20 protein-coding genes and 2 pseudogenes are annotated in these 24,021 nt (G+C 32.3%); 20 read left to right on the plus strand and 2 right to left on the minus strand.

The window, feature by feature from the left end; translation table 11 throughout:
- The first annotated feature begins 653 nt into the window (after positions 1 to 653).
- The 15 genes from CP355_RS06375 to CP355_RS06445 all read left to right on the plus strand — a co-directional run bounded on the left by CP355_RS06375 (position 654) and on the right by CP355_RS06445 (position 14,631).
- A complete protein-coding gene (locus tag CP355_RS06375) occupies positions 654 to 1,718 on the plus strand; it encodes an LCP family protein (protein ID WP_098044145.1) in 1,065 nt (354 codons plus the stop codon).
- An 11-nt stretch (positions 1,719 to 1,729) separates the two neighbouring features.
- On the plus strand, positions 1,730 to 2,611 hold the full coding sequence (locus tag CP355_RS06380; RefSeq protein ID WP_098044146.1) for a YveK family protein: 882 nt from the start codon (positions 1,730 to 1,732) through the stop codon (positions 2,609 to 2,611).
- A 10-nt stretch (positions 2,612 to 2,621) separates the two neighbouring features.
- Positions 2,622 to 3,410 carry a CpsD/CapB family tyrosine-protein kinase gene (locus CP355_RS06385; RefSeq protein ID WP_098044147.1) on the plus strand — a complete coding sequence of 263 codons (789 nt, stop codon included), beginning with the start codon at positions 2,622 to 2,624 and terminating at the stop codon, positions 3,408 to 3,410.
- Entirely contained in the window at positions 3,410 to 4,180 is a 771-nt protein-coding gene (locus CP355_RS06390; RefSeq protein ID WP_098044148.1) for a tyrosine-protein phosphatase, read from the plus strand. The genes CP355_RS06385 and CP355_RS06390 overlap by 1 nt, the downstream gene beginning before the upstream one ends.
- Positions 4,181 to 4,300: 120 nt before the next feature.
- Positions 4,301 to 4,951: a sugar transferase gene (locus tag CP355_RS06395; protein ID WP_199161215.1), complete on the plus strand. Its 651-nt coding sequence runs from the start codon at positions 4,301 to 4,303 to the stop codon at positions 4,949 to 4,951.
- Positions 4,952 to 4,965: 14 nt separating this feature from the next.
- Positions 4,966 to 5,415, plus strand: a complete 450-nt coding sequence (locus tag CP355_RS06400) for a UDP-N-acetylglucosamine--LPS N-acetylglucosamine transferase (RefSeq protein WP_013854760.1) — start codon at positions 4,966 to 4,968, stop codon at positions 5,413 to 5,415.
- Positions 5,416 to 5,427: 12 nt separating this feature from the next.
- Positions 5,428 to 5,925 carry a glycosyltransferase gene (locus tag CP355_RS06405; RefSeq protein WP_098044150.1) on the plus strand — a complete coding sequence of 166 codons (498 nt, stop codon included), beginning with the start codon at positions 5,428 to 5,430 and terminating at the stop codon, positions 5,923 to 5,925.
- 11 nt (positions 5,926 to 5,936) lie between these two features.
- Positions 5,937 to 7,007: a glycosyltransferase gene (locus tag CP355_RS06410; RefSeq protein WP_158227538.1), complete on the plus strand. Its 1,071-nt coding sequence runs from the start codon at positions 5,937 to 5,939 to the stop codon at positions 7,005 to 7,007.
- Positions 6,997 to 7,914, plus strand: coding sequence for a capsular polysaccharide synthesis protein (locus CP355_RS06415; RefSeq protein WP_158227539.1), 918 nt, complete (start codon positions 6,997 to 6,999; stop codon positions 7,912 to 7,914). Before CP355_RS06410 ends, CP355_RS06415 begins: the two co-directional genes overlap by 11 nt.
- A 2-nt stretch (positions 7,915 to 7,916) precedes the next feature.
- The gene (locus CP355_RS06420) at positions 7,917 to 8,972 is read left to right on the plus strand and encodes a glycosyltransferase family 2 protein (protein WP_098044153.1); all 1,056 of its coding nucleotides are present in this window, start codon (positions 7,917 to 7,919) and stop codon (positions 8,970 to 8,972) included.
- Between the two features lie 116 nt (positions 8,973 to 9,088).
- The gene (locus CP355_RS06425; RefSeq protein WP_098044154.1) at positions 9,089 to 10,267 is read left to right on the plus strand and encodes an IS256 family transposase; all 1,179 of its coding nucleotides are present in this window, start codon (positions 9,089 to 9,091) and stop codon (positions 10,265 to 10,267) included.
- An 85-nt stretch (positions 10,268 to 10,352) separates the two neighbouring features.
- Positions 10,353 to 11,366 carry a stealth family protein gene (locus tag CP355_RS06430; protein WP_098044155.1) on the plus strand — a complete coding sequence of 338 codons (1,014 nt, stop codon included), beginning with the start codon at positions 10,353 to 10,355 and terminating at the stop codon, positions 11,364 to 11,366.
- Between the two features lie 2 nt (positions 11,367 to 11,368).
- Positions 11,369 to 12,304: a glycosyltransferase family 2 protein gene (locus CP355_RS06435; protein ID WP_098044156.1), complete on the plus strand. Its 936-nt coding sequence runs from the start codon at positions 11,369 to 11,371 to the stop codon at positions 12,302 to 12,304.
- Positions 12,305 to 12,320: 16 nt separating this feature from the next.
- Positions 12,321 to 13,322 (plus strand): glycosyltransferase family 2 protein, encoded by a 1,002-nt coding sequence (locus CP355_RS06440; RefSeq protein ID WP_098044157.1) that lies wholly within the window; start codon positions 12,321 to 12,323, stop codon positions 13,320 to 13,322.
- 34 nt (positions 13,323 to 13,356) lie between these two features.
- Positions 13,357 to 14,631 carry a hypothetical protein gene (locus tag CP355_RS06445; protein ID WP_098044158.1) on the plus strand — a complete coding sequence of 425 codons (1,275 nt, stop codon included), beginning with the start codon at positions 13,357 to 13,359 and terminating at the stop codon, positions 14,629 to 14,631.
- 20 nt (positions 14,632 to 14,651) lie between these two features.
- Here the strand turns inward: CP355_RS06445 and CP355_RS06450 are convergent.
- Positions 14,652 to 15,829 (minus strand): annotated as a pseudogene (locus CP355_RS06450) (IS256 family transposase).
- 195 nt (positions 15,830 to 16,024) lie between these two features.
- Here CP355_RS06450 and CP355_RS06455 point away from each other — a divergent pair.
- Positions 16,025 to 18,997: an N-acetylmuramoyl-L-alanine amidase family protein gene (locus CP355_RS06455; protein WP_098044159.1), complete on the plus strand. Its 2,973-nt coding sequence runs from the start codon at positions 16,025 to 16,027 to the stop codon at positions 18,995 to 18,997.
- Between the two features lie 43 nt (positions 18,998 to 19,040).
- Here CP355_RS06455 and CP355_RS06460 read toward each other — a convergent pair.
- Positions 19,041 to 20,208, minus strand: a pseudogene (locus tag CP355_RS06460) (IS256 family transposase).
- Between the two features lie 187 nt (positions 20,209 to 20,395).
- Between CP355_RS06460 and glf the strand changes: the two are divergent.
- The 4 genes from glf (at position 20,396) to CP355_RS10525 (ending at position 23,962) form a co-directional block, all read left to right on the plus strand.
- Positions 20,396 to 21,505: a UDP-galactopyranose mutase gene (gene glf / locus CP355_RS06465; protein ID WP_098044160.1), complete on the plus strand. Its 1,110-nt coding sequence runs from the start codon at positions 20,396 to 20,398 to the stop codon at positions 21,503 to 21,505.
- Between the two features lie 5 nt (positions 21,506 to 21,510).
- Entirely contained in the window at positions 21,511 to 22,938 is a 1,428-nt protein-coding gene (locus tag CP355_RS06470; RefSeq protein WP_098044161.1) for a polysaccharide biosynthesis C-terminal domain-containing protein, read from the plus strand.
- A 12-nt stretch (positions 22,939 to 22,950) separates the two neighbouring features.
- Positions 22,951 to 23,502: an acyltransferase gene (locus CP355_RS10520; RefSeq protein WP_233186993.1), complete on the plus strand. Its 552-nt coding sequence runs from the start codon at positions 22,951 to 22,953 to the stop codon at positions 23,500 to 23,502.
- A 103-nt stretch (positions 23,503 to 23,605) separates the two neighbouring features.
- Positions 23,606 to 23,962, plus strand: a complete 357-nt coding sequence (locus tag CP355_RS10525; protein WP_233186994.1) for a hypothetical protein — start codon at positions 23,606 to 23,608, stop codon at positions 23,960 to 23,962.
- The last annotated feature ends 59 nt before the right edge of the window (positions 23,963 to 24,021 follow it).

The raw sequence follows: 24,021 nt of genomic DNA on the forward strand, positions 1-24,021 counted from the left end.
TATTGCTGGTAAGTCAAGTCCGTATCTAAGCAAGTTGGTGTTCTGGTTAGCGTAAGCTAACGAGCCACTAAGCCCTAGACTTCAGTCTAGGGTAGTTGACACATGCTATAGTAAGTTTATAGGATTGACCAATTTGTAAAATTGATCAAAAAATAAGAGCAAAAAAGCCGTTACTCGAAGTGGACAAAAGAGTAACGACTTTTTATTTTCACCAAATTTTAGGACATTAAAGTTCTGTGTAAATGGCTAAGGCTAGCGGCGCTTGTGCTTTTTCCGCTTTCGTTGATCGTGCCGCCTTGTGCGATGACGATTATCTAGCCACTCATCAAACAGCTTCTCTAGAGCATGAAACACTGCATTCACAACAATAGGCGCAACTACGGCGGTTAATAGGATTACCATACTTGCAAAATAATTACCTCCTAATGCAAAAATGGACATTGGGAGGAGCACAAATGTCAATCACAATTATAACAAACACTTATTAAATCAATTAGAATTCTAAAATAGTAGCAACAAAAATCTGCATTTATTCACTGAAAAATCTGCCAAATTTCCCATTGTTTTTATTTGTAACCCCTTTACATCTGGTCAAAACGCAATAAATGAGTATATAATAGGAGGGATTTGTAAGATTATAAAAGGGGACAAACATGGCAGATAATAATGATCAAAGTCAAAGACCGATGCATCATCATCATCACCGTCACCACCATCATCGCCATCACCACCGCAAGTTTTGGCGAGGATTCTGGATTGTAATTGGTGTGATTATTGTCATTGGACTTTTTGTTTGTGGTTACATTTATAAGAATTTGCGTGATACAACACAAAACATGTATACGCCTGTTGCTAAACAAACCAAGAGTAATAAGGGACGTAATTTAGATACGCTATTGAATGAAAAGAAGTCAATCAATATTTTGCTTCTTGGTACAGATACCGGTGCTATGGGACGTCATTGGAAAGGTAGAACTGATACCATGATGATGATGACCATTAATCCAAAGAAGAATAGCACGACTATTATTTCTATTCCACGTGACTCTAATGCAATCTTCCCAGACTTCCCACAATATGGGGTAACGAAGATGAACTCAGCGTATACTTTGGGTGGAGTTGCTGAAACTGTTAAAACTCTTGATAAATATTACAGTGTGCCAATTGACGGCTACATCATGATTAACATGGGCGGCTTGAAGAAGGCAATCGATCAAGTTGGTGGTATAGATGTAACTTCACCACTTACGTTCAATAATATGGGCTACCACTTCGAAGAAGGTAAGACTTACCATATGAATGGTAAGAAGGCATTAGCTTTTGCTCAACTTCGTCACGGAGATCCACGTCAAGACTACGGTCGTCAAGATCGTGATCGCCGCGTAATTATGGCGCTTCTTAAGAAGTCTGTTTCACCAACAACCTTGTTGAATTCTAAGTTCTTGAATTCAATTTCTGATGAAATGCAGACTGACTTGACTATGAACCAGATGTACAAGATTGGTATGAATTACCGCAAGGCTACTGATAACTTGAGTCAAGACCATGCTCAAGGTGTAAGTAAACAAACTATGAATCCTAAGTTTGGCTTGATGGAAATCGAAGTCGTAAGTAAGGATGAAAGACAAAGAGTATCTGATAAGATTAGGGATGCTCTTGAATTGCCTAAAGTAAAGGTAGCTGCTAATAAAGACAGCTACGTTATGAATCGTAATTAAAGGAAAAACAGATGGAACAAGAACAAAAGCAAACTGATAATACAATTGATCTTACTCAATTGCTTCAACTTTGCCGCAGACATATCTGGGCATTGATTCTCTGGAGTGTAGGATTAGCATTAGTAGGTTGGGGAATTGCTAACTTTGTTATTTCCCCCAAGTATAGTTCTAGTGCGCAGATTTTGGTTAACCAAAAATCCAATAAGAATGATCCTAATGCAGCATATACAACGCAACAAGCTAACATGCAGTTGGTTAATACCTATAAGGACATCGTAACTAGTCATGTAATCTTGAAGGATGCTTCTGATCGTTTGGCTAACCCAGTTAGAGTAGTTAAGAAGGCTAAGCCAGCTAAGTACAGAACTACAGATGATGGTAGAAAAGTCTTAGTGAGAAAAGCTCAACCAGCAGTCATCGAACGTGACGGTAAAGCATATAGCGTTTCTGCTAAGCAATTAGCAAGCAGCATTTCAGTTACAACGCAACAACAGTCACAAGTATTCTCAGTTTCTGCTAAAGCAGATACTCCTGAAAAGGCTAAGGCTGAAGCTAACGCAGTTGCTAGATCATTCAGAGACCAAATTCCTAACATCATGAACATTAATAACGTTACAATCGTTGCACCAGCTACTAATGGTGTTCAATCATCACCTAATGTTAAGATGTTTACTTTAGCAGGATTTGTCATTGGTTTAGTATTGACCTTCGCAGTAATCTTAATTCGTGAAATGACTAATACCACTGTTCGTGATGATACTTACTTAACTCAAGAATTAGGTTTAACTAACTTAGGTCATGTTGCCCACTTCCATGTATCTTCATCATTCAAGTTGATTAAGAAGAGCAGTAAACCAGCTAAGCGTGAACAACGCAAGAGACGCAGAGTATAGGAGGTAACTGATGTCACTTTTTAAGAAAAAACGTGGTACAGATGAAACCATTAAAAACGGTGCTAATTTAATTACAGTTGCAGATCCAAAAGGTCCAGTAACTGAACAGTTCCGTACAATCCGTACCAACATTAACTTCATGGCAGTTGACCATGATATTAAGTCTGTTGCCTTTACTTCTGCTAACATAAGTGAAGGTAAATCAACTGTAGCTGCTAACGTAGCTGTAACTTATGCTCAAGCTGGACGCAATGTATTATTAATTGATGCCGATTTGCGTCGTCCTACTGTTCATAAGACATTCAACTTGAGTAACCATGTAGGATTAAGTACAGTTATCTCTTCCACTGCTAAAGAAGTGGATTTAGATGATGTTGTACAAGAAAGTGGGATTGATGACTTAGCCATCTTAACTGCTGGTCCTACACCACCTAACCCATCAGAATTGATTGGTTCTAAGAGAATGCAAGACTTCATCAGCTTAGTTGAAGACCATTATGATATGGTAATTATTGACTTGGCGCCAGTGCTTGAAGTATCTGATACACAAGAATTAGCTCGCCGCTTAGACGGTGTTATCTTATTAGTTCGCCAGGGTAAAACACAAAAGGCTGCTATTAAGCGTGCTGTTGAAATGCTTAACTTCTCCAAGGCTAAGGTTTTAGGCTTTATTATGAACGATATTAGTTCTGATAATGCCGGCTATGGTTATGGATATGGTTACGGCTATGGATATGGCTACGGTTACGGCGAAGAAGATAAGAAGAAAAAAGGTTTCTTTTCAGGAAATAAGAAATAATGGTTTTAGTTGATATTCACTGTCACATTTTGCCAGGCGTTGATGATGGCTCTAAAGATTGGCAAACATCAATTAAGTTAGCTAGAGAAGCAGTGGCGGATGGTGTAACTCATGCAATTTGCACGCCACATATGCTTAATGGCAAGTATATCAATCATAAGAAAGACGTTATTCGTTTAACAGAAAACTTTCAGGATATGTTAGACGATGCCAAGATTCCACTAACGGTATTTCCTGGGCAAGAAGTGCGAATTTCGGGAGATTTGCCTAAGGCATTAGATGATGACGATATCCTCTTCTTAGATGAAGATGGGCAATACATGCTCTTGGAATTTCCAAGCGATGACGTACCAGCTTATACGCGGGACATGGTCTTTAAGTTAATGCAACGCGGCATTACACCAGTTGTAGTTCACCCAGAGCGTAACAAGAAAATCTTGGAAGAACCAACTATTTTGCAGGGATTAATTGAGCAGGGATGCTTAGTGCAGATTACTGCTAGTTCTTATATGGGAACTTTTGGTAAAAAAATTAAAGAAATGTCACGCAAATTTATCGAAGCAGGCCAATGTGCCTGCTTCGCTTCGGATGCGCATGATTTGCCAAAGAGACAATACCAATATAGTGAAGCATTAAAAAAGCTGAGCAAGGAGTTCGGGAGTGATCTTGCTCAGCAGTATCAAGATAATGCCCGTGCATTAGTAAATGGGGACAATGTGCAACTAGATTGGCGACCACTTGGCAAAAAGAAAAAATTCTGGCTATTTTAATCTGCAAATCTGCAGATTTGTGCCATTAACTGAATATTTGTGCTATATTGATTAAAAAAGAGTGTTTATTTTACAGAAAAGTACTATAAATATACAACATTGAGGGTAAGAGGAAAAATGATGGTAATGGAGAAACTAAAAGTTAATCCGGCCAAAGTGCATGGGCGGTATGTTTATCACGCAGTGAAAAGATTGTTTGATATTATCGCAAGTGCAAGCGGATTAATTCTGCTGTCTCCATTATTTTTATTTTTAATAATAAAAATAAGACATGAAGACGGTGGACCAGCATTCTATTCACAAGAGCGAATTGGTGAAGATGAGAAGCCATTTAAGATGTGGAAGTTTCGTTCAATGGTCGTTAATGCCGATCAGATGATTGATCAATTGGAAGATCAGAACGAAATTAACGGTGCGATGTTCAAGATTAAGGATGATCCAAGAATTACTAAGATTGGGCATACTATTAGAAAATATAGTCTTGATGAGTTGCCACAGCTCTGGAATGTGTTAATCGGTGATATGTCTCTTGTTGGACCACGTCCGCCTCTACCATCAGAAGTGGAAGAATATACTGATTATGATAAGCAAAGATTACTTGTTATGCCAGGTTGTACAGGCTTATGGCAAGTTACCAAGCGTAATGAAGCTGACTTTGATGAGATGGTTTGGCTTGATATCGTGTATATCAACCATTCTGGTTTGTGGGAAGATTTGAAATTGATTATTAAGACTATTGGGGTGGTTATTCATCCTAATGGAGCATATTAAGGAGTACATCTTTTATGAAAGTTTGTTTAGTTGGGTCTAGTGGTGGACACTTAACACATTTATACATGTTAAAACCTTTTTGGCAAAATAAAGATCGTTTTTGGGTAACTTTTGATAAAGAAGATGCTCGAAGCAAACTTAAAGGTGAAAAGATGTATGGATGTCATTATCCTACTAATCGTAATCTGAAGAATCTAATTAAAAATACTTTCTTAGCTATTAAAGTACTCCGTAAAGAACGTCCTGATGTTATTATTTCTAGTGGAGCTGCAGTAGCAGTTCCATTTTTTTATATTGGTAAATTGATGGGTGCTAAGACAGTTTATATTGAGGTTTTTGACCGTTATGATAAACCAACTTTAACTGGAAAATTAGTATATCCTATTACTGATCGTTTTATTGTGGAATGGGAAGAAATGAAAAAGGTCTATCCAAAAGCAATTAATTTAGGAAGTATATTTTAATTAGGTGATCTAATGATTTTTGTTACAGTGGGGACACATGAGCAACCATTTAATCGGCTTATAAAAAAAGTAGATGATTTAGTGGCTAATGGGAATATTAAGGAAAAGGTTATTGTTCAAACAGGTTTCAGTACTTATATTCCTGAATACTGTGAAGCGCATAAAATGATGTCATTTGAAGAAATGCAGGTAGCATTAAAGGATGCACGAATTGTAATTACTCATGGTGGTCCTTCAAGTTTTATCGAAGCTCTTCAATTTGGAAAGGTTCCAATTGTAGTGCCTAGACAGGAACAGTTTCATGAACATGTAAATAATCATCAAGTTGACTTTACCAAGTTAATTGCAAAGAGAATGAATAATATCATTCCTGTATACGATATTAATGATTTAGGACAAACCATTGATAATTATGGTCAAATTGCTAAAACAAAAAATGCTGGTGAAAGCAGTAACAATAAGCAATTTAATGAGAAACTAGAGGTAATTATAGAGAGGTTGGTCAAGTAATGAAGGTCTTATTGATTAATACTGTTAACCTTGAGGCTAATGGTATATCAACGTTTATTATTAATACGGCAAATCAGTTAGTAAAAAATAATATTAATGTAACTATACTTGCACCTAATAAAGTTGATGATAAATTAGTAGATGATCTGAAGAGAAAAGGCGTTCATGTAAAGGAAATATTGGAAAGAAATTCAAATCCGATTAAGTACTTTAAGTGTTTAAAAAGATACCTTTCTTTAAAAAAATTTGATATTGTTCATGTAAACGGAAATAGTACAACTATGGCAATTGAATTATTTGCCGCAAAATTGGCAGGAATAAAAAAAAGAATAGCACATAGTCATAATACTACAACACAACATCCCATTATTAATAGAACTTTAAGACCACTGTTTGAGCTTAGTGTTAATGGAAGATTAGCCTGTAATAGAGCAGCCGGCAAATGGCTATTTAAGAAAAATAAATTTACAGTTATTCCTAATGGTATAGATTTGTTTAAATATAAATTTAATGAGAAGACAAGAAAAGATTATAGAAAAAAAATACATATAAAGGACAATGAGATACTTTTGGGACATGTGGGTGAATTTAATTATCAAAAAAATCAAATTTTCTTAATAGAACTACTAAAAAAGTTGCCTTCAACTTATAAATTAGTATTAATAGGTCAAGGAGAAAAGATACATGATATAAAAAATAGAGTAAAGATACTTAATATAAAAGATAGAGTTATTTTTACTGGTGTTATTAATAATGTACCTGACTATTTAAATGCTATGGATATTTTTGTTTTACCATCTCATTTTGAAGGGCAGCCATTTGTATTAGTTGAAGCAGCAGCTGCTGGCTTAAATTGTATAATTTCTAATAGTATATCTAAAGAAGTCAATGTATCTAATAATGTAACATTTTGCACTTTAAATGTAAAAAAATGGATAAGAGAACTAAGAGAAAATAAATGGACTATTCAAAATAGAAAATCAAGATCAGAAACAGCTATTAATGAATTGAGTAAATGCGGTTATAATATACAAGATAATACTAATAAGTTAATAAAATACTATGATCAACATGAATTTTAAAAAGTATATTAAAAATTTTGGATTAAAAATTTTTTTGATCAAAGCGATCAGAAGCAAATTTTATGATAATTATTCAAGCCTTGGCATAAAACTGTCTTTATTTAATGAAAAAAATATAGAAAAATTTTTACAAAAAAATATAATACGTCATATAGGCTTTCAAGAAGATAAAGTCAATTATATTAATCCAAAAGTAAAAAAAAACAATGTTATATGGACAATGTGGTGGCAAGGAATTGATCAAGCACCACCAATTGTTAAAGCATGCATAAGAAAATTATTTATAAATAATCCAGATAAAAAAATAATTGTAATTACAAAAGATAATTTCAAACAATATGTTCATTTAAGTTCAAGGATATTAACTTTGTTTGAGAACAACAATATTAGTTTTACTCATTTTTCTGATATTTATCGGGTTAACTTATTGTATTTGTATGGTGGGGTATGGGTAGATTCTACAGTATGGACTACACAAAGAATACCAAACTCTGTTTTTACAAATGATTTTTTTACAATTAATACTGGAATTTATACCAATGATCCATCACATGGAAGGTGGACTACCTTCTTTTTAGAATGTAAATCCCAAAATAAGTTAATGAATTTTGTTAGGAAATCATTCGATATTTACTGTAATACCTATGATATGTTTATGGATTATATTTTGTTTGATTATTTTATAGATTTAGCTATAAAAAATAATATAGATTTGCATGAAATGATAAATAAAATTCCTAAAAATAATACAGCCGTCTTCAATTTGCAGAATAGATTAAATGATATAGATTTTGATTATAATGACGAAACTACTTATTTGTATAAATTAACTTATAAAATGAAATTCAATGAGAATTATAAGGGACAAGATACTTTGTATACAAAGATAATAAAGGATAAGGTGTAAGGGTGGAAAAAAAAGATATTTTAATTTCTGTTATACTTCCAATTTTTAATGTTGAAAAATATTTGTCTAAATGTCTAGATTCGATAATAAAACAGTCTTATAAAAATATTCAAATTATTTTAGTTGATGATGGTGCGACTGATAGAAGTGGAAAAATATGTGACAAGTATAAGTCACAAGATAATAGAATATTAGTTTTACATAAAGAAAATGGAGGATTAGTATCTGCGTGGAAATTAGGACTATCTAAAGCACAGGGAGAATACATTTGTTTCATAGATCCTGATGATTATATTGAAAAAGATTATATTGCTTCACTTGTCAAAGCTATGCAAAAATATGAAGTTCCTTTTGTAATTGCACCAACATATGAACTAAGAGATAAAAAAGTATTTCTTAAATTAAGATTATCTCCTGGAGTATATTTTGGCATCAAATTAAAGAAATTAAAGAACAAGTATTTGTTAAATGATGGTCATTTTCAGGATAGACTTATACCTCCTTCCAGATGGGGAAAATTGATAAAAAAAAGTTTGATTGAAGAGAATTTAAAATATACAGATATAAGGATGACATATGGAGAAGATCTGAGCATTATAGTTCCAATATTATTGTCTATTAACAAAATGTATGTAGAATCTAAAGCAAATAATGGTTATGTTTCTAGAATAAGATCAGATTCAATGGTTAGAGGTTATGATACCAATCGATGGAATAGCGTAAAATTAGTTTATAGTAATCTTCTTTTAGCTTTTAAGGATAAGGGAGCTACAGCGCAGATGTATAATCAACTTTCTATTGATTACTTTACGGCATTGATTGAAGCTTATAAAAATGAAGTGAAAAATGATAAAAGCAATGCGCAGGACTTATTAAATTTGATTTATAAGATGCATGAACAACCTCTTTTTCGCGAAAGTTTACCTCTAATGAGACAAAGAAACTTTAATTGGATAAATAATTTGTTTCTTTTTAATATATATAAAGGTAATAAGATATTGAATTACGTTTTATATAAGTTAATGAGAGTGGCTTATATAATCGAGACTGTAAAATAGTTTGTGTAAGGATGAATGATTCCTTAAATTTATTTCTTTAAACATTAGAAAAAGGAGTTCCTTTCTCGTATGATTGGTTTGAACAAAAAAACACATACAGAAAGAAGAACTCCTTCATGAATGATTTTACCAAAGATTTTGCTCAAGCTCTATTCAATCCAGACAAAATAAATGATTTATTGCGCAAAGAGCTACAACAGGCTGTTAATGACTTGCTAGAAGCTGAATTGACTGCCTTTCTGGGCTATGATCCCTATGCCAGAAATGGCTGGAATACTGGCAACTCTAGAAATGGTGCTTATTTCCGCAAAGTTGATACGCAATTTGGCCCAATTGAAGTGCAAGTGCCTCGGGATCGCAACGGTCAATTTCATCAGCACACGCTGCCTGACTACAAGCAGCACTCGGATATCTTGGAAAGCATGATTATCAAGCTTTACTCCAAGGGCGTGACCACCAGGGAAATAGCCGATCTAATTGAAAAGATGTATGGCAGCCATTACAGTCCAGCTCAAGTATCAAATATTTCCAAGCAGATGATTCCAAAGGTTGAGGCTTACCACAAACGCAAGCTAAGCGACAAGTTTTTCTGCGTCTATTTGGATGCGACATACCTTCCTTTGCGCCGAGAAACGTTTGAGCGTGAAGCAGTCTATATTGCCATTGGCATTAAACCTAATGGACATAAAGAAGTCATTGACTACTGCATTGCTCCTAGTGAGAACATTGAAGTCTGGACAGAGATGCTTCAAAACATGAAGTCCCGAGGCTTGAAGCAAGTTGAACTCTTTCTTTCTGATGGTGTTGTTGGCATGAAAACAGCCTTGGCCAGGACTTATCCTAAAGCTCATTTTCAACGCTGCCTGGTTCATGTCATGCGCAATATCTGTGCTAAAGTCCGGGTGGATGACCGCGAAAAGATCATGAACGAATTCAAGCAGATACATCAACAGACAAGCAAAAAAGAAGCTGCAGCTGTCTTGCACAAATTCTATGCCAAATGGAATAAAGCTTATAGCCATGTCATCAAAGGTTTGAAGGAAATTGAGCCCGATCTGCTAGTCTTCTACAATTATCCCAAACAAATCAGAGCTTCAATTTATTCAACCAATATGATTGAATCCTTTAACAACGTCATCAAGCGTAAAGCTAAGCCTAAGGCAGAATTTCCAACTGAACAGTCGCTTGATGCATTTATTGGCATCCAGGCAATGAGCTACAATGACCGCTATTTCAACCGAATTCATAAAGGCTTTGGTCAGGTTCAGGATACCTTAGAATCTTATTTTGAATAAATAATTAAAAAATCAATTTGCGAGAAAGAACTATTTACACAAAAGATTTGACAGTCTCATATAATCAAAAGGGGGACAAAATTAGATGGATGAAAAAATAGATTTTGTTATTACATGGGTTGATGGAAATGATTCACAATGGCAGAAAAAGAGAAATAGATATTTAAATAATAATAATTCTAAAGTAGCCTCATTCAATGGGAACGGTTCGACAGTAAGGTTTAGAGATTATGGCACTTTAAAATTTGTTTTTCGTAGTATAGATAAATTTGCTCCTTGGGTTAATAAAATATTTTTAGTTACAGATAACCAGAAACCAAAATGGTTAGATACAAAAAATCCTAAGGTAGAAGTAATTGATCATACTCAAATAGTAAATTCAAAGTATTTACCTTTGTTCAACTCTAATTCAATTGAATGGAATATTGATAATATACCAAATTTATCAGAACAGTTCGTTTACTTTAATGATGACATGATTTTAAATAAAAAGGTAGAAAAAGAAGATTTTTTTAAAAACGGTTTACCTTGTGATTATAGAGTCTATAAAGATATAGTTCCAACAGAGGATTTTGATCATATTCCAGTTACAAATGATATCTTAATAAATAATTATCTTAATGGAAAATGGCCACTCAATAAAACAGGATTATACTGTTTTAAATATGGAATTAAATGGATTAAAGGTTTTCCTTTTTTACTACAAGCCTATAAAGGAAAAGTTCCGGGCTATAGTGAACCACATGGTCCATTGAGTTTTAAAAAATCAAGTTTTAAAAAGGCAAAATCCATCTGGAAAAAAGAGATAAATGAAAATTATACACATCGATTTCGACAAATGGATGATATCAGTATTTGGTTAGTACGCCATCTTCAATTAGAGGACGGCATGTTTAATCCAAGTAAAGCTAATTTAAATAAGACGTATACGGTTTCACAATTAGAAGAAATGAAAAGCGCTTTTAGAAAGTCTGAATTTAGAAGTATATGTATTAATGATGAAAATACGAATGATTTTAATGTTAAAGCGAAAGCAATAAATAAGATTCTAACTGCAAAATTTCCGACTATATCGTCCTTTGAAAAAGGAAAAAACTAATTATGTGTAAAGATTTGGTTAGTGTTATTGTACCAGCATATAATAGTGAGAATACTATTAAGCGAGCTATAGATAGTATTAGACGGCAAACATATCCCTTTTGGGAGTTAATTATTGTGGATGATGGATCTACAGATAATACTACAAGTATTGTACAAAAATATATAAAAATAGATTCTAAGATAAAATTAATAATTAACAACCATTCAGGGGCAGCAAAAGCAAGAAATACTGGATTAGATGTGGCGAAAGGAACTTACATTAGTTTTCTTGATTCAGATGATTGGTTAGATACCAATTTTTTTGCTACTGGGCTTAAAAAATTAAATGAGGAAAAAGCAGACGTAGCAATTTATGATTTGGTAAGAGTAGGTGGAGATGAGATTTATCGTCAAAAAGTAGGAACAGGCATTTTTAATAGTTATACTGGAAGTTGTAATAAATTATATAAAAAAGAATTATGGGAAGATATTAGGTTCCCAGAAAATTTAGTTATAGAAGATATGGAAACTATACCTGTAGTAGTTGCAAGAGCTAATAAAAGTATAAAAATAAACGATGCCGTTTATTTTTATTTTCAGAGAGAAAGTTCTCTTACTCATGACTCTACTCTTGAACAAGAATTAGAAATAAAAGATGCAATTGATATTCTGAATAAAAATTTTAAACAATTTAATATAAAATACGATAAGAATGAATATGCATTGTTTATCAATAATATAGTTTATTGGCATCTCGTACTTGCAATTGAAAATTCGTCTGCTAAAGAAGTAAAGCAAAAAGCTTATAAAAAAATATATAATTGTTTTGTTTTAGATAAGGGAATTTTAAAATTTGGTGGCAGTAAAAGATATGAATTTAGAAGAAAATGGGTTATAAACTTATTTAAATTACATATGTTTAGACCTGCTATTTTTTTAGCAAGATTAAGCTTGTAGAAGAGAAAGGAATATAATGAACGCAAAAGTAACAATAGTTGTACCCATTTATAATGTTGAACAATATATTTCGAAGTGTTTAACTAGTTTAATTAATCAGTCATTTAAAGATATAGAAATTATGGCTGTTGATGATGGATCACCAGATAATTCTAAAGGAATAGTTAAAGAATTTGCTCAAAAAGATAGTCGAGTAAAATTAATAGTTAAAAAAAATGGTGGCTATGGTTCTGTTTTATCATATGCTGTCAAACATATAGAAACTGATTATTTCATTGTTTGTGATCCAGATGATTGGTTAGCAACTGATGCAATTGAAAAATTGTATAATTTTGCTAAAAAAAATGATGTTGATATTACAGTGGGTGATCGATATAACATATATACTCAAAGTAATACTAAAAAGTATATTAGTAGTAAACCCGGTTTTATAAAAGTAAAACCTATGAAAAAAATTACTGATATGAAAGAAATACAATATTTTTCATTTTTCCTTGTTTCTCCACATGCTAAGTTATACAAAACAGCGATAACAAGAGAAATACAATTTCCTAATAAAGTTAGTTATACAGATTTTATTTTATATTTATTAGCTTTAGCACACGCTAATAGTGTTGCTTATTATAATGAAGCACTTGCTTACTATTTAATTGATAGAAGTGGTAATACTACTACTGATATTAGACCTAAAGTTTTAAATGATTATTTGGTTGGCTGGTCTTCTGCATTTAATCAAACTATAGATTTAAGCAATAAAGATGTAAGCGTTTTATTGTATAGACTATACTATCAATTAAAGTTTATTATGCGAGAATATGCTCGTATAATAAAAGAAAATAAATTTAATAATAAATATTTGAAAGAAATTTTTAATGATATGAAATCACTTCAAAAATATTCCAAAAATATAAAAAATGTTCGAAAAGATACGGGGAAAGCTATATTAGTAATGAATGGTATGTTAAATAAAGTACTGTATAAAATTGTGATAAAAGAATATATTAAGAAAAAGCAATAATTATGTTAGTATCTTTAGAAAAAGGAAATAATGGATGAAGCTTACATATATAGATATATATAAAATATTAATATATATAATTATAGCTATTTTATTGTTACGTATAAATTGGATAACTGTCAGTGTAACTCTGATATTAACAATAATTTTATCATTATTGTATTTGACTCAAAAGCAAAAAGCTAGTTTAAAAAAATCTAAATTACTTTTGGTCTATATTATTTTAGAATTTTTATTATTTTTTATTCAATTAATAAGAGCCAAAAATAATATCGGTAACCACGATTTGCTTATGTACTATTTCCCAGTAATTTGGTTACTCTTAATTTTTCCGTTGTATGAAATAATTAATTCTAATTTTAATAAATTTTTTAAGTCAATAAATAAATTAGGTATTATCATTTTAGTATTTAAAAGTTTGATTTGGCTTTCTTACAATTTCTTTAATAAAACTTCTTTGTATATGCTATTAGGTGGAAAAGAAGACTGGTATAGATCAGTTGGTGGGATATCATTAGCAAGGATAAGCGGTACTTTTATAGATGGGTTGTTATTGTCTTTTGCAGTTTTTAAAATATTACAAAAGAATATAGTAGTATCAAAAATAAAATATGCAATTGAAATAATTTTCTTATATTTTTATGCGGCAATTATTTATCAATCCAGAAGTCAGATTTTATTTTATACAATTACTTTACTTGTAGCAATTTTATATAAAATACTTCATACAAATAATAAGTTTTTATCAACTATAGTATTTTTAAGCTGTGTTGTTTTATTAATAGTTATAAATATGAACTATCTTCATAATTTTATTGATTCATTTTCTTTAACCAGTAAGAATGCAGGATCTACTTATACTCGTATAGTTGAATATCAATATTATCCAGAATTGTGGAAGCAGAGCAGTATTTTAATGGGATTTGGATTCACATCTGATGGTACAGTTGTAAATACAATAAATGGATTAATTAAGGTGTATACAAGTGATGTAGGTATATTAATGGTGCTTTATCAGTTTGGAATAATAGGTTTTTTAATAGCTATTATTCCCTTTATAGAGGGTGCGATTATAGCAGCAAAGCTGTTTTTTACTAAAAACTTATTTAAAAATGGTTATTATTTAATTTTTACAGTTTATTATTTGATTAGTACATTGAATTTTAATCCATATTTTGTTTCAGTTAATTTTTTATTGCCAATATATTTAGCTTATACTTTGTATTTAAGTAATAATATTTTAGTTAAGCAAGTTAGGAGAAAAGTTGGAGACTGTCAAGAAGTTTGTGTAAATAATCTCTCTCGTTGATTGACTTTTTTATTTATCTTTTAATCAAAATAGGATTCTAGGGTGTCTCGAACTTGCCCAAATCCTTTATGAATCCTGTTAAAGTAACGGTCATTGTAATCCATTGCCTGAACTCCAATAAAGGTGTCAAGCGACTGCTCAGTTGGAAATTCTGTTTTAGGCTTGGTTTTCCGCTTAAGCCTGTTGTTAAAGGATTCAATCATGTTAGTTGAGTAAATTGAAACTCTAATAGCTGGCGGATAGTTGTAAAAGGTTAACAGATCAGGCTCAACCTGTCTAAGATCTCTAACTACGTTTTTGTAGGCTTTTTCCCAGTTTTGATAGAATTCATGCAGCACCTGTACAGCCTTTCTTTGTTTGACTGAGTATGAATCTGCTTGAATTCATCCAGTGCTTTTTGTCGATCGTCAACCCGCATTTTGGCACTGATATTACGCATGACGTGTACCAAGCAGCGTTGAAAATGCGCTTTAGGATAGAACTGGCAGATAGCCTCTTTCATGCCAACTACTCCGTCAGACAAGAAGAGCTCTACCTGTTCAAGGCCGCGACTCTTGAAGCCTTTGGGCATTTCGCTCCAAATCTCAATATTTTCAGTAGGCGCAATACAGTAGTCGATCACTTCTTTATGACCATTAGGTCTGATACCGATGGCGATATAAACTGCTTCGCGCTCATAAGTGACCCGCTTAAGAGGAATATAGGTGGCATCGAGATAAACGCAGAAGAACTTATCTGACAGATGTCGCTGATGATATGCCTCAACTTTGGGAATCATTTCTTTAGAAATATTGGAAACCATAGCTGGAGAATAATAGCCGCCATACATTTTCTCAATCAAATCAGCAATTTCTCGGGTTGTGACGCCCTTGGAATAGAGCTTGATAACAGTTTGCTCTAAGACATCAGTATGCCTTTTATAATCTGGCATAGTGTGTTGATGAAACTCACCGTTTCTGTCTCTAGGAACTTTGATTTCTATTTGTCCGAATTGCGTATCAACCTTGCGGTAATAAGCACCATTTCTAGAATTTCCGGTATTCCAGCCATCGCGCTCATAAGGATTGTAGCCTAAAAAGGCAGTCAATTCGGATTCAAGCAGGTCATTGACAGCCTGTTGGAGCTTTTGTCTAAATAAATCATTAATTTTATCCTGATTGAATAGAGCATTAGCCATATCTTTGGTAAAATCATTCATGAAGGAATCTCTTTTCTAGTATGTTTTTCGTTCAAATCAATCATACGGGAAAAGGATTCCTTTTTCTAAAATAAAATTAAGGAAATATTTATCATTACACAAACTATTTTACGGTCTCTAGATTTTAATTGTAGATTGAAAGGCCTATAATAAAATTTGATATAGTGTTTTTTTATAATTTAAGGAGTTAGAGTAATGGATTTGAGAAAGTCTAGAAAGTATAGAAGAAAAAAATGGGTAACAGCAAGTCTATTAACCGCAGTTTCTGTAGGATTTTTTGCTACAAATAATAAAGTAAATGCTGACAGTGTAGAAAGTAATTTTAATAGTGATAAAGTTACAGATACTGAAAAAAAGGCACCTGTTACTCAAAATATAGATAACCATTCAAATATTAAACAAAGTTGTGAAGTTACACAAAATATTAATAATAAAGTAAGTGATCAAGATAGTAATAGTCTTACAATAAAATCTCAGAATGTAAAAAATATTTCTCAAACAGAAATTACTAATTCAAAAATTGCTCAAAGAAAACGTCAAGATGAAATGACAGCAATTATTAGTATTTATGTTGAACCAAATCAAAATGGTCTGGTTAAACAAAAAGATGGTATCTATAAATATGATGGACTGACAAAAGTAAAATCAGCCAATGGACAAATTGTTGGATATGGAAAGAGAAATACTACTACCGGAAAATATGAAGTAGCTGAGAAAAATGGCTCGGCAGGTGTTTATGTAACGCATGCTAATGACGGTTCATTTGACATAAATTTACCCAAAGGGTATGAAAATTATGAATTTGATAAAGCTTTTGCTGATCAATGGGATACAAAAAGAAATTCTATTTTTGAATATGAAAGTCCTACACAGGTAAAATTTAATTTTAATAATTTGCCTACTGATGGAAGTTTAGATGGAAATCGTAAACTGGATGCTTCTGGAAATCCTAGTGATGAAGCATATCAACTTTGGATTAAACCCAAGAAACAAAAGACTTATCAACTTCAAACTGTGAATCAACATACTAATGAAGGATTAATAAATTGGTTTGATAATGATACAGGAGATTATATCGGCACAACTGTTGTAGATGATTACAGCATGGGATTAGGGACAAGAGAAATTATACGTGCAGAGAATGATGACTTAAGTATTACTGGAGATTCTGCAAAAGCTAACGTTGAAAGAACAGTTTATACGATCGCTATTCCAGAAGGTTATACAATTGCAATAGGTGGTGATTTAAATAGCGATGGAACTTATGGCCCTAACGGATACATACCCTTGGGATCTAATAATAGATCTGTAATTTGGGATTTTGATTTGCATAATAGGGAGGTAAACGGTTGGAAAGCAAATCCTCAAAATAGTAATAAGATTGGAAAATATTTTGCTGTTAGAGCTTATTTGATCAATAATAAAGGTGCTTCTAATACAGATATTCCACCAATTGTTAATAGTACTGGATATACTTCTGAAGATAAAATTCCATTCTTCGTCGAATATATTGATGATAATAATAATTATAAACGAGTAGCTATTGCGTCATTTACAGGAAAATTGGGTAATGAATATAATGTTGCCGAGAATTTAAAAAATTCTGATGGCATTAAATTTTCTGGAATAGTACATATTTCAAATAATTGGAATAATGAATATAAATTGCCTAGTGGATATATATTCTCAAAATATAATTTTGATAATCCTTATAGAGATAGTAAAGGTAATATTATTAAGTCAGAAGAAGAAAAATGGGTACAAAAGTATAGATTTCAGATAAATGATCCTCATTATTATTTAGTTGATAATGATAATAATTTATTAGATGCAAACGGGACAGTTTCTGTACATGTCGTTAAAGAAAATAACAATGTATATCGTTTTGTCCCATATGATCCTGATAAAAAATATGATGTAAGTGAGAGTGTTTATTTAGAAAATCATCCCAACCCAATATATGTCAAAAATCTTGATTTTGATGATTCTACTGGATGGAATGATACTAATAAATATTTCTTAATAGATGCTAATAGCAAAAATAGTAGTGGTAAGGGTAGTATTAAATCAAGTCTATGGGACACAAGATTAGTATATTATTTCGATATTAATTACCCACAATACAAGTTACCTGAAGGATATAAAATAAAATATATTAAGGATATTACTAATGATCAATATCTTTCATCAGATATTGATTTAAATAAAGTTAGTTACTTGGACGAAAATAAACAGCCAAGAAGTATAAAAATCGTTCTTACACCAATTACTTCTGCAGAAAAAACTTATAATAAAGTTAAGAATGAAGCTGAAACTTTATTAGATAGTTTGGATAATAATAAGTATAAAGACAATAAAAATGTAATTGATGCAGCTAACCGATTGAAAAATGTATTAAATAGCATTACACCAACGGATGATATTGAATATTCTAAATTAGCTGAATCTATTGACACTAATATTCAATTATTAAATAATGCAATAAATGTAGCTAAAAAGGCAGATCAAGTTCAACGCACTGGTTTAAAAAAATGTAAAGATGGATACTATAGATTTTATAATAGTGATGGGACGTTAGTGGTTAGCCAGTACAAAGAAGTAAACGGTAAGTGGTACTACTTTGACAATCAAGGACGTGCTCTTAACAATGGCATGGTTAAGCTGGATGATGGCTACACCCATTACTTCAACGAAGATGGCACTCAAGCCATGAATACATTCAAGACAGTCAATGGTCAAAAGTACTACTTCGACAACAATGGTCATATGGTTAACAATGGCATTAAAAAAGCAGGAGATAATTATTATTATTTCAATGCAGATGGCAGCTATGCAGTAAGTAAATTTAAAGAATCCAATGGCTACTGGTATTACTTTGACAACAATGGCCATATGTTAAATGGTGGCTTAATCAAGTTAAGCGATGGCTACATTCATTACTTTAATGCAGATGGTACTCAAGCCATGAATAAGTTCAGAGAATCTAATGGTAAATGGTACTACTTTGATAACAATGGTCATATGGCAACCAATGGCATGGTTAAGCTGGATGATGGCTACACCCATTACTTCAACGAAGATGGCACTCAAGCCATGAATACATTCAAGACAGTCAATGGTCAAAAGTACTACTTCGACAACAATGGTCATATGGTTAACAATGGATAGATCTTTCTCGTAAATTGATTTTTTAATGTTTTATTTATTCAAACTAGGATTCTAAGGTATCCTGGACCTGACCAAAGTCTTTGTGAATTCGGTTGAAGTGGCGGTCATTGTAACTCATTGCTTGGATGCCAATAAAAGTATCAAGCGACTGTTCAGTCGGAAACTCTGCTTTAGGCTTAGCCTTGCGCTTAATGACGTTGTTAAAAGATTCAATCATGTGGTAGAGTAAATTGGAGCCCTGATCTGCTTAGGATAATTATAAAAAACAAGCAGGTCTGGCTCGATGTCTTTCAGGTTTCTAATGACATGATTGTAGCTCTTGTTCCATTTGGCATAAAAAGCATGCAATACATCAACAGCAGCCGCTTTATTGGCTTGCTGGTGAATCTGCTTGAATTCGTTCATGATTGCCTCGCGATCGTCCACGCGTACTTTAGCGCAGATATTGCGCATAACATGGACCAAGCAACGCTGGAAATGAGCTTGAGGATAGGTCTTTGCCAGTGCTGCTTTCATGCCCACAACGCCATCTGAAAGAAAGAGCTCAACCTGTTCTAGACCGCGAGACTTCATGCTTTGGAGCAGCTCCGTCCAGACTTCAATGTTTTCATTGGGCGCAATGCAGTAGTCGATAACTTCCTTGTGGCCATTAGGTTTGATGCCAATGGCAATATAGACAGCTTCGCGTTCAAAGGTTTCTCGACGCAGAGGAACGTAGGTAGCGTCTAAATAAACGCAGAAGAATTTATCGTTCAGCTTGCGCTTATGATAAGCCTCACCTTGGGAATCATCTGTTTAGAAATATTGGATACCTGAGCGGGGCTGTAATGACTCCCGTACATTTTTTCAATCAAATCGGCTATCCCTCTGGTAGTTACGCCTTTGGAATATAGCTTGATAATCATGTTTTCCAACATATCTGCGTGTTGCTTGTAGTCAGGCAGCGTGTGCTGATGAAACAGGCCGTTGCGGTCTCGTGGCACTTGAATTTCAATCTCGCCAAACTGCGTATAAACCTTGCGAAAGTAAGCACCATTGCGTGAATTGTCTGTATTCCAGCCAGCTCTGGCATAAGGATCATAGCCTAAAAACGCAGTCAGTTCAGCTTTCAATAGGTCATTAACTGCTTGCTGGAGTTCTTTGCGCAATAAATCATTAATTTTGTCTTGATTGAATAGAGCTTGAGCAATATTTTTGGTAAAATCATTCATGAAGGAGTTCTTCTTTCTGTATGTGTTTTTGTGTTCAAACCAATCATACGAGAAAGGAACTCCTTTTTCTAATATTTTAAGAAATTAATTTAAGGAATCATTCATCCTTACACAAACTATTTTACAGTCTCTGTTAAGAGATTAGTAATTTCAAAATATTTAGTTTTCATTTTAGAAAGGAAAAAGTTTGAATTATTTAATAGTAGGATCCGGTCTCTTTGGAGCTGTATTTGCTCATGAAGTTGCTAGACGTAGAAATAAAATAACAGTTATTGAAAAACGTAATCATATTGCAGGTAACATCTATACTAAAGAAGTAGATGGAATTCAGGTTCATCAATACGGCGCGCATATTTTCCATACTTCTAATAAGAAAGTGTGGGACTATGTGCATCAATTTGCTGAATTCAATCGGTATACTAATAGCCCTGTTGCTAATTACAAGGGAAAAATGTATAACTTACCATTCAATATGAATACTTTTAATGAAATGTGGGGTATAAGAACTCCGCAGGAAGCAATAGCTAAGATTAATGAACAACGCCAAGAAATGGCTGGTAAAGAACCAAAAAATCTTGAAGAACAAGCTATTTCTTTAATTGGTAGAGATATCTACGAAAAATTAATCAAGGGCTATACTGAAAAGCAATGGGGCAGACCATGTACTGAACTTCCGGCTTTCATTATTAAACGTCTTCCAGTTCGATTAATTTATGATAATAACTATTTCAATGATGATTACCAAGGTATCCCAATTGGTGGTTACACCAAAATGGTAGAAAAGATGCTTAATCATCCTAATATTACTGTGAAGCTTAATACTGATTTCTTTGACAAGAAAGAAGAGTATCTTAAGAACTACGACAAGGTAGTTTACACGGGAATGATTGATAAGTTCTTCGATTATAAATTAGGCGAACTAGAATATCGTTCACTTCGATTTGAAACTGAAGAAAAGAATGTTGGCAATTACCAAGGTAATGCGGTTATTAACTATACTGATGCGGAAACACCATATACACGTGTAATTGAGCATAAACATTTTGAGTTTGGTAAGGGTGATAAAGATAAGACGATTATTACCAGAGAATATCCAGCTGATTGGCATCGTGGAGATGAACCTTATTACCCAGTAAATAATGATCGTAATAATCAACTTTATGCTAAATATGCTAAATTAGCTGAGAAGCAAGATAAAGTTATTTTTGGTGGTCGACTTGGTCAATACAAGTATTACAATATGGATCAAGTTATTGAAGCTGCACTTAATGCAGTTCACAGTGAATTTGGTGATTAGATTATATGAAGGTTATTCGAAATTATCTTTATAATGTAGGGTATCAGGTTCTAGCACTCATTGTGCCATTAATTACTTCAGCTTATGTAAGTCGTGTTCTTCAACCAAAAGGTGTAGGCGCTAATGCTTTTACTAATTCAATTATTCAATATTTTATTTTGATTGCTAGTATGGGTATTGGTTATTATGGTAATAGGCAAATAGCTTATGTTCGTGATAGTCGTGAAAAGATGGCTAAAACTTTTTGGGAAATTCAAATAGTAAAAACAATTATGACTTTAATTGCTTTTATAGCATTTGAAATTTTTATGTTTTTTTATACTAAACAACCAAAATATATGTGGGCACAGTCAATTAATCTTATAGCTGTGGCATTTGATATTTCTTGGTTTTATGAAGGAATTGAAGATTTTAAAGTCACAGTTTTAAAGAATTCCTTTGTAAAAATTATTTCAATGATCGCTATTTTTTTATTTATAAAAAATCCCGATGATGTAATTCTATATATTATTGTTTTAGCAGATTCTACATTATTAGGAAATTTAACTTTATGGCCCAATATAAAGCATGATTTATCTAAAGTTAATATTAGAATTTTAAACCCGTGGCCACATTTTTTACCCATGATAGAATTATTTATTCCACAAATAGCTACGCAAGTATATGTACAGTTAAACAAAACAATGCTTGGTGGAATGGTAAGTGAAACTGCATCAGGATATTATCAGTATTCTGATAATTTGATCAAACTAATCTTAGCTTTAGTAACTGCCACGGGTACTGTAATGCTCCCACACGTAGCGAATGCAGTTAGTCACGGTTCTATGGAGCAAGTTAATCAAATGCTTTATAAATCTTTTGATTTTGTTTCAGCAATAGCATATCCAATGATGTTTGGAATTGCCGCAGTATCTCTGACTCTTGCGCCCAAATATTACGGGCCAGGGTATGGTCCTGTGGGGTTGGCAATGATGATTGAATCAATTGTTATTTTAATGATCGCTTGGAGTAATGCAATAGGTGTACAATATTTATTACCACTTAATCGAGTAAAACAATTTACTACTTCTGTGACTGTGGGAGCTATTGTAAATATTATTTTAAATGTTCCATTAATACATTTATGGGGATTAAATGGTGCAATGTGGTCTACAGTGATTTCTGAATGTGCAGTTACTTTATATCAATTATTTATTGTAAGACATTTATTGAGATATAAAGACCTGTTTCATGGATCTTGGAAGTATTTTGTTTCTGGCCTAATAATGTTTGGAATTGTATTTTGGATGAATAGAAATTTAAAAGATTCATGGTTAATGCTCTTTGTAGAAGTTATTGTGGGTATAGTTATTTATACAGTACTTATGTTAATTTTAAAAGCACCTATTATTTTTGAAGCTCGAGATTTAATAATTAAAAAATTGAAAAAGTAGGATATTATTTTTATGATTAGAAAACGAAATTATGGCATAGATTTAATTAAAATTTTTGCTTGTATATTAGTTATTACTTTACATAGTTTAGATCCAACTATGCCTGTAGTTAAAAATAATATATTTAATTCTGGACTGTATTATAGTGGAACAATGGCTATTCCTATATTTTTTATGGCAAGTGGCTATTTTGTACTTAATAAGTCTAATATTTCTTATTTGTATTCTTTACAGCGAATAAAAAATATTTTAATAATAGTTTTTAGTTGGATAGCTTTATATAGTCTTATCGTACTTATTAGCAAACATAAATTTATATTTTTTAATGAATTGTTTGGATCAGTTTTTTCTGGAGTTCCAGATAGTCATTTTTATCATTTTTGGTTCTTTTGGGCATTAATGATGATGTTGTTAATAGCGCCAATTGTTGTTAAGATTTTACGGCTGAGTTTCAATTATTATTTAGGGTTAACCATTATTGTAACAATAATTTGCTTACTTCAAGATATTTCATTACACTTGGAATATACTTACATAATGAAAGCTACCCCCCCAAGTATTTAGATTAAATATTTGGCTTGAATATTATTTATTAGGTGGATTAGTAGGAAATACTCATTTTAATAAAATAAAGCGATTTATAAAACGAAATTTCTACTTCTTTAGCTTGATTGATATTGTTTTATATATTGCCTTAATTATTTATTCTGAGTGGAATGTTCATATTATTGGCTGGGAATATGCAGAAGCAAATTATAATAATATTTTGGTTATGTTGATAGCTCTTATTAGTATGACTTTATTTTCTATTGTAAATCCTAGGTTAGAAAAAATAATAGAATTCATTATTCCAGCAACAATGGGGATTTATATCTTACAATCTTTTTTAATTAATAAATTAAAAGAAATTGGCATTTTTACTGTATACCCAGCTGTTATGATTCCAGTAGTCTTTATATTATGTTTAATTATTGTGGAAATAGGATTAAGAGTACCAATTATGAAAAGATTGTTTAAATTATAAAATTGGCGGATTGTAAAATCAAATTGAACACTTCGTTCAAATATTAAAAAAAGTCCATT

The sequence above is a fragment of the Lactobacillus sp. UMNPBX4 genome (genome assembly GCF_002554115.1).
In the GTDB taxonomy this organism is placed as follows: domain Bacteria; phylum Bacillota; class Bacilli; order Lactobacillales; family Lactobacillaceae; genus Lactobacillus; species Lactobacillus gallinarum.

Bases quoted from the DNA above. Each gene is read 5' to 3' on its own strand.
- CP355_RS06395 (WP_199161215.1), top strand. From the start codon at position 4,301: ATGGTAATGGAGAAACTAAAAGTTAATCCGGCCAAAGTGCATGGGCGG.
- CP355_RS06405 (WP_098044150.1), top strand. From the start codon at position 5,428: ATGATTTTTGTTACAGTGGGGACACATGAGCAACCATTTAATCGGCTT.
- CP355_RS06415 (WP_158227539.1), top strand. From the start codon at position 6,997: ATGAATTTTAAAAAGTATATTAAAAATTTTGGATTAAAAATTTTTTTG.
- CP355_RS06425 (WP_098044154.1), top strand. From the start codon at position 9,089: ATGAATGATTTTACCAAAGATTTTGCTCAAGCTCTATTCAATCCAGAC.
- CP355_RS06455 (WP_098044159.1), top strand. From the start codon at position 16,025: ATGGATTTGAGAAAGTCTAGAAAGTATAGAAGAAAAAAATGGGTAACA.
- CP355_RS06440 (WP_098044157.1), top strand. From the start codon at position 12,321: ATGAACGCAAAAGTAACAATAGTTGTACCCATTTATAATGTTGAACAA.
- CP355_RS06470 (WP_098044161.1), top strand. From the start codon at position 21,511: ATGAAGGTTATTCGAAATTATCTTTATAATGTAGGGTATCAGGTTCTA.
- CP355_RS06385 (WP_098044147.1), top strand. From the start codon at position 2,622: ATGTCACTTTTTAAGAAAAAACGTGGTACAGATGAAACCATTAAAAAC.
- CP355_RS10520 (WP_233186993.1), top strand. From the start codon at position 22,951: ATGATTAGAAAACGAAATTATGGCATAGATTTAATTAAAATTTTTGCT.
- CP355_RS06400 (WP_013854760.1), top strand. From the start codon at position 4,966: ATGAAAGTTTGTTTAGTTGGGTCTAGTGGTGGACACTTAACACATTTA.
- CP355_RS06380 (WP_098044146.1), top strand. From the start codon at position 1,730: ATGGAACAAGAACAAAAGCAAACTGATAATACAATTGATCTTACTCAA.
- CP355_RS06375 (WP_098044145.1), top strand. From the start codon at position 654: ATGGCAGATAATAATGATCAAAGTCAAAGACCGATGCATCATCATCAT.
- CP355_RS06390 (WP_098044148.1), top strand. From the start codon at position 3,410: ATGGTTTTAGTTGATATTCACTGTCACATTTTGCCAGGCGTTGATGAT.
- CP355_RS06430 (WP_098044155.1), top strand. From the start codon at position 10,353: ATGGATGAAAAAATAGATTTTGTTATTACATGGGTTGATGGAAATGAT.
- CP355_RS06435 (WP_098044156.1), top strand. From the start codon at position 11,369: ATGTGTAAAGATTTGGTTAGTGTTATTGTACCAGCATATAATAGTGAG.
- CP355_RS06445 (WP_098044158.1), top strand. From the start codon at position 13,357: ATGAAGCTTACATATATAGATATATATAAAATATTAATATATATAATT.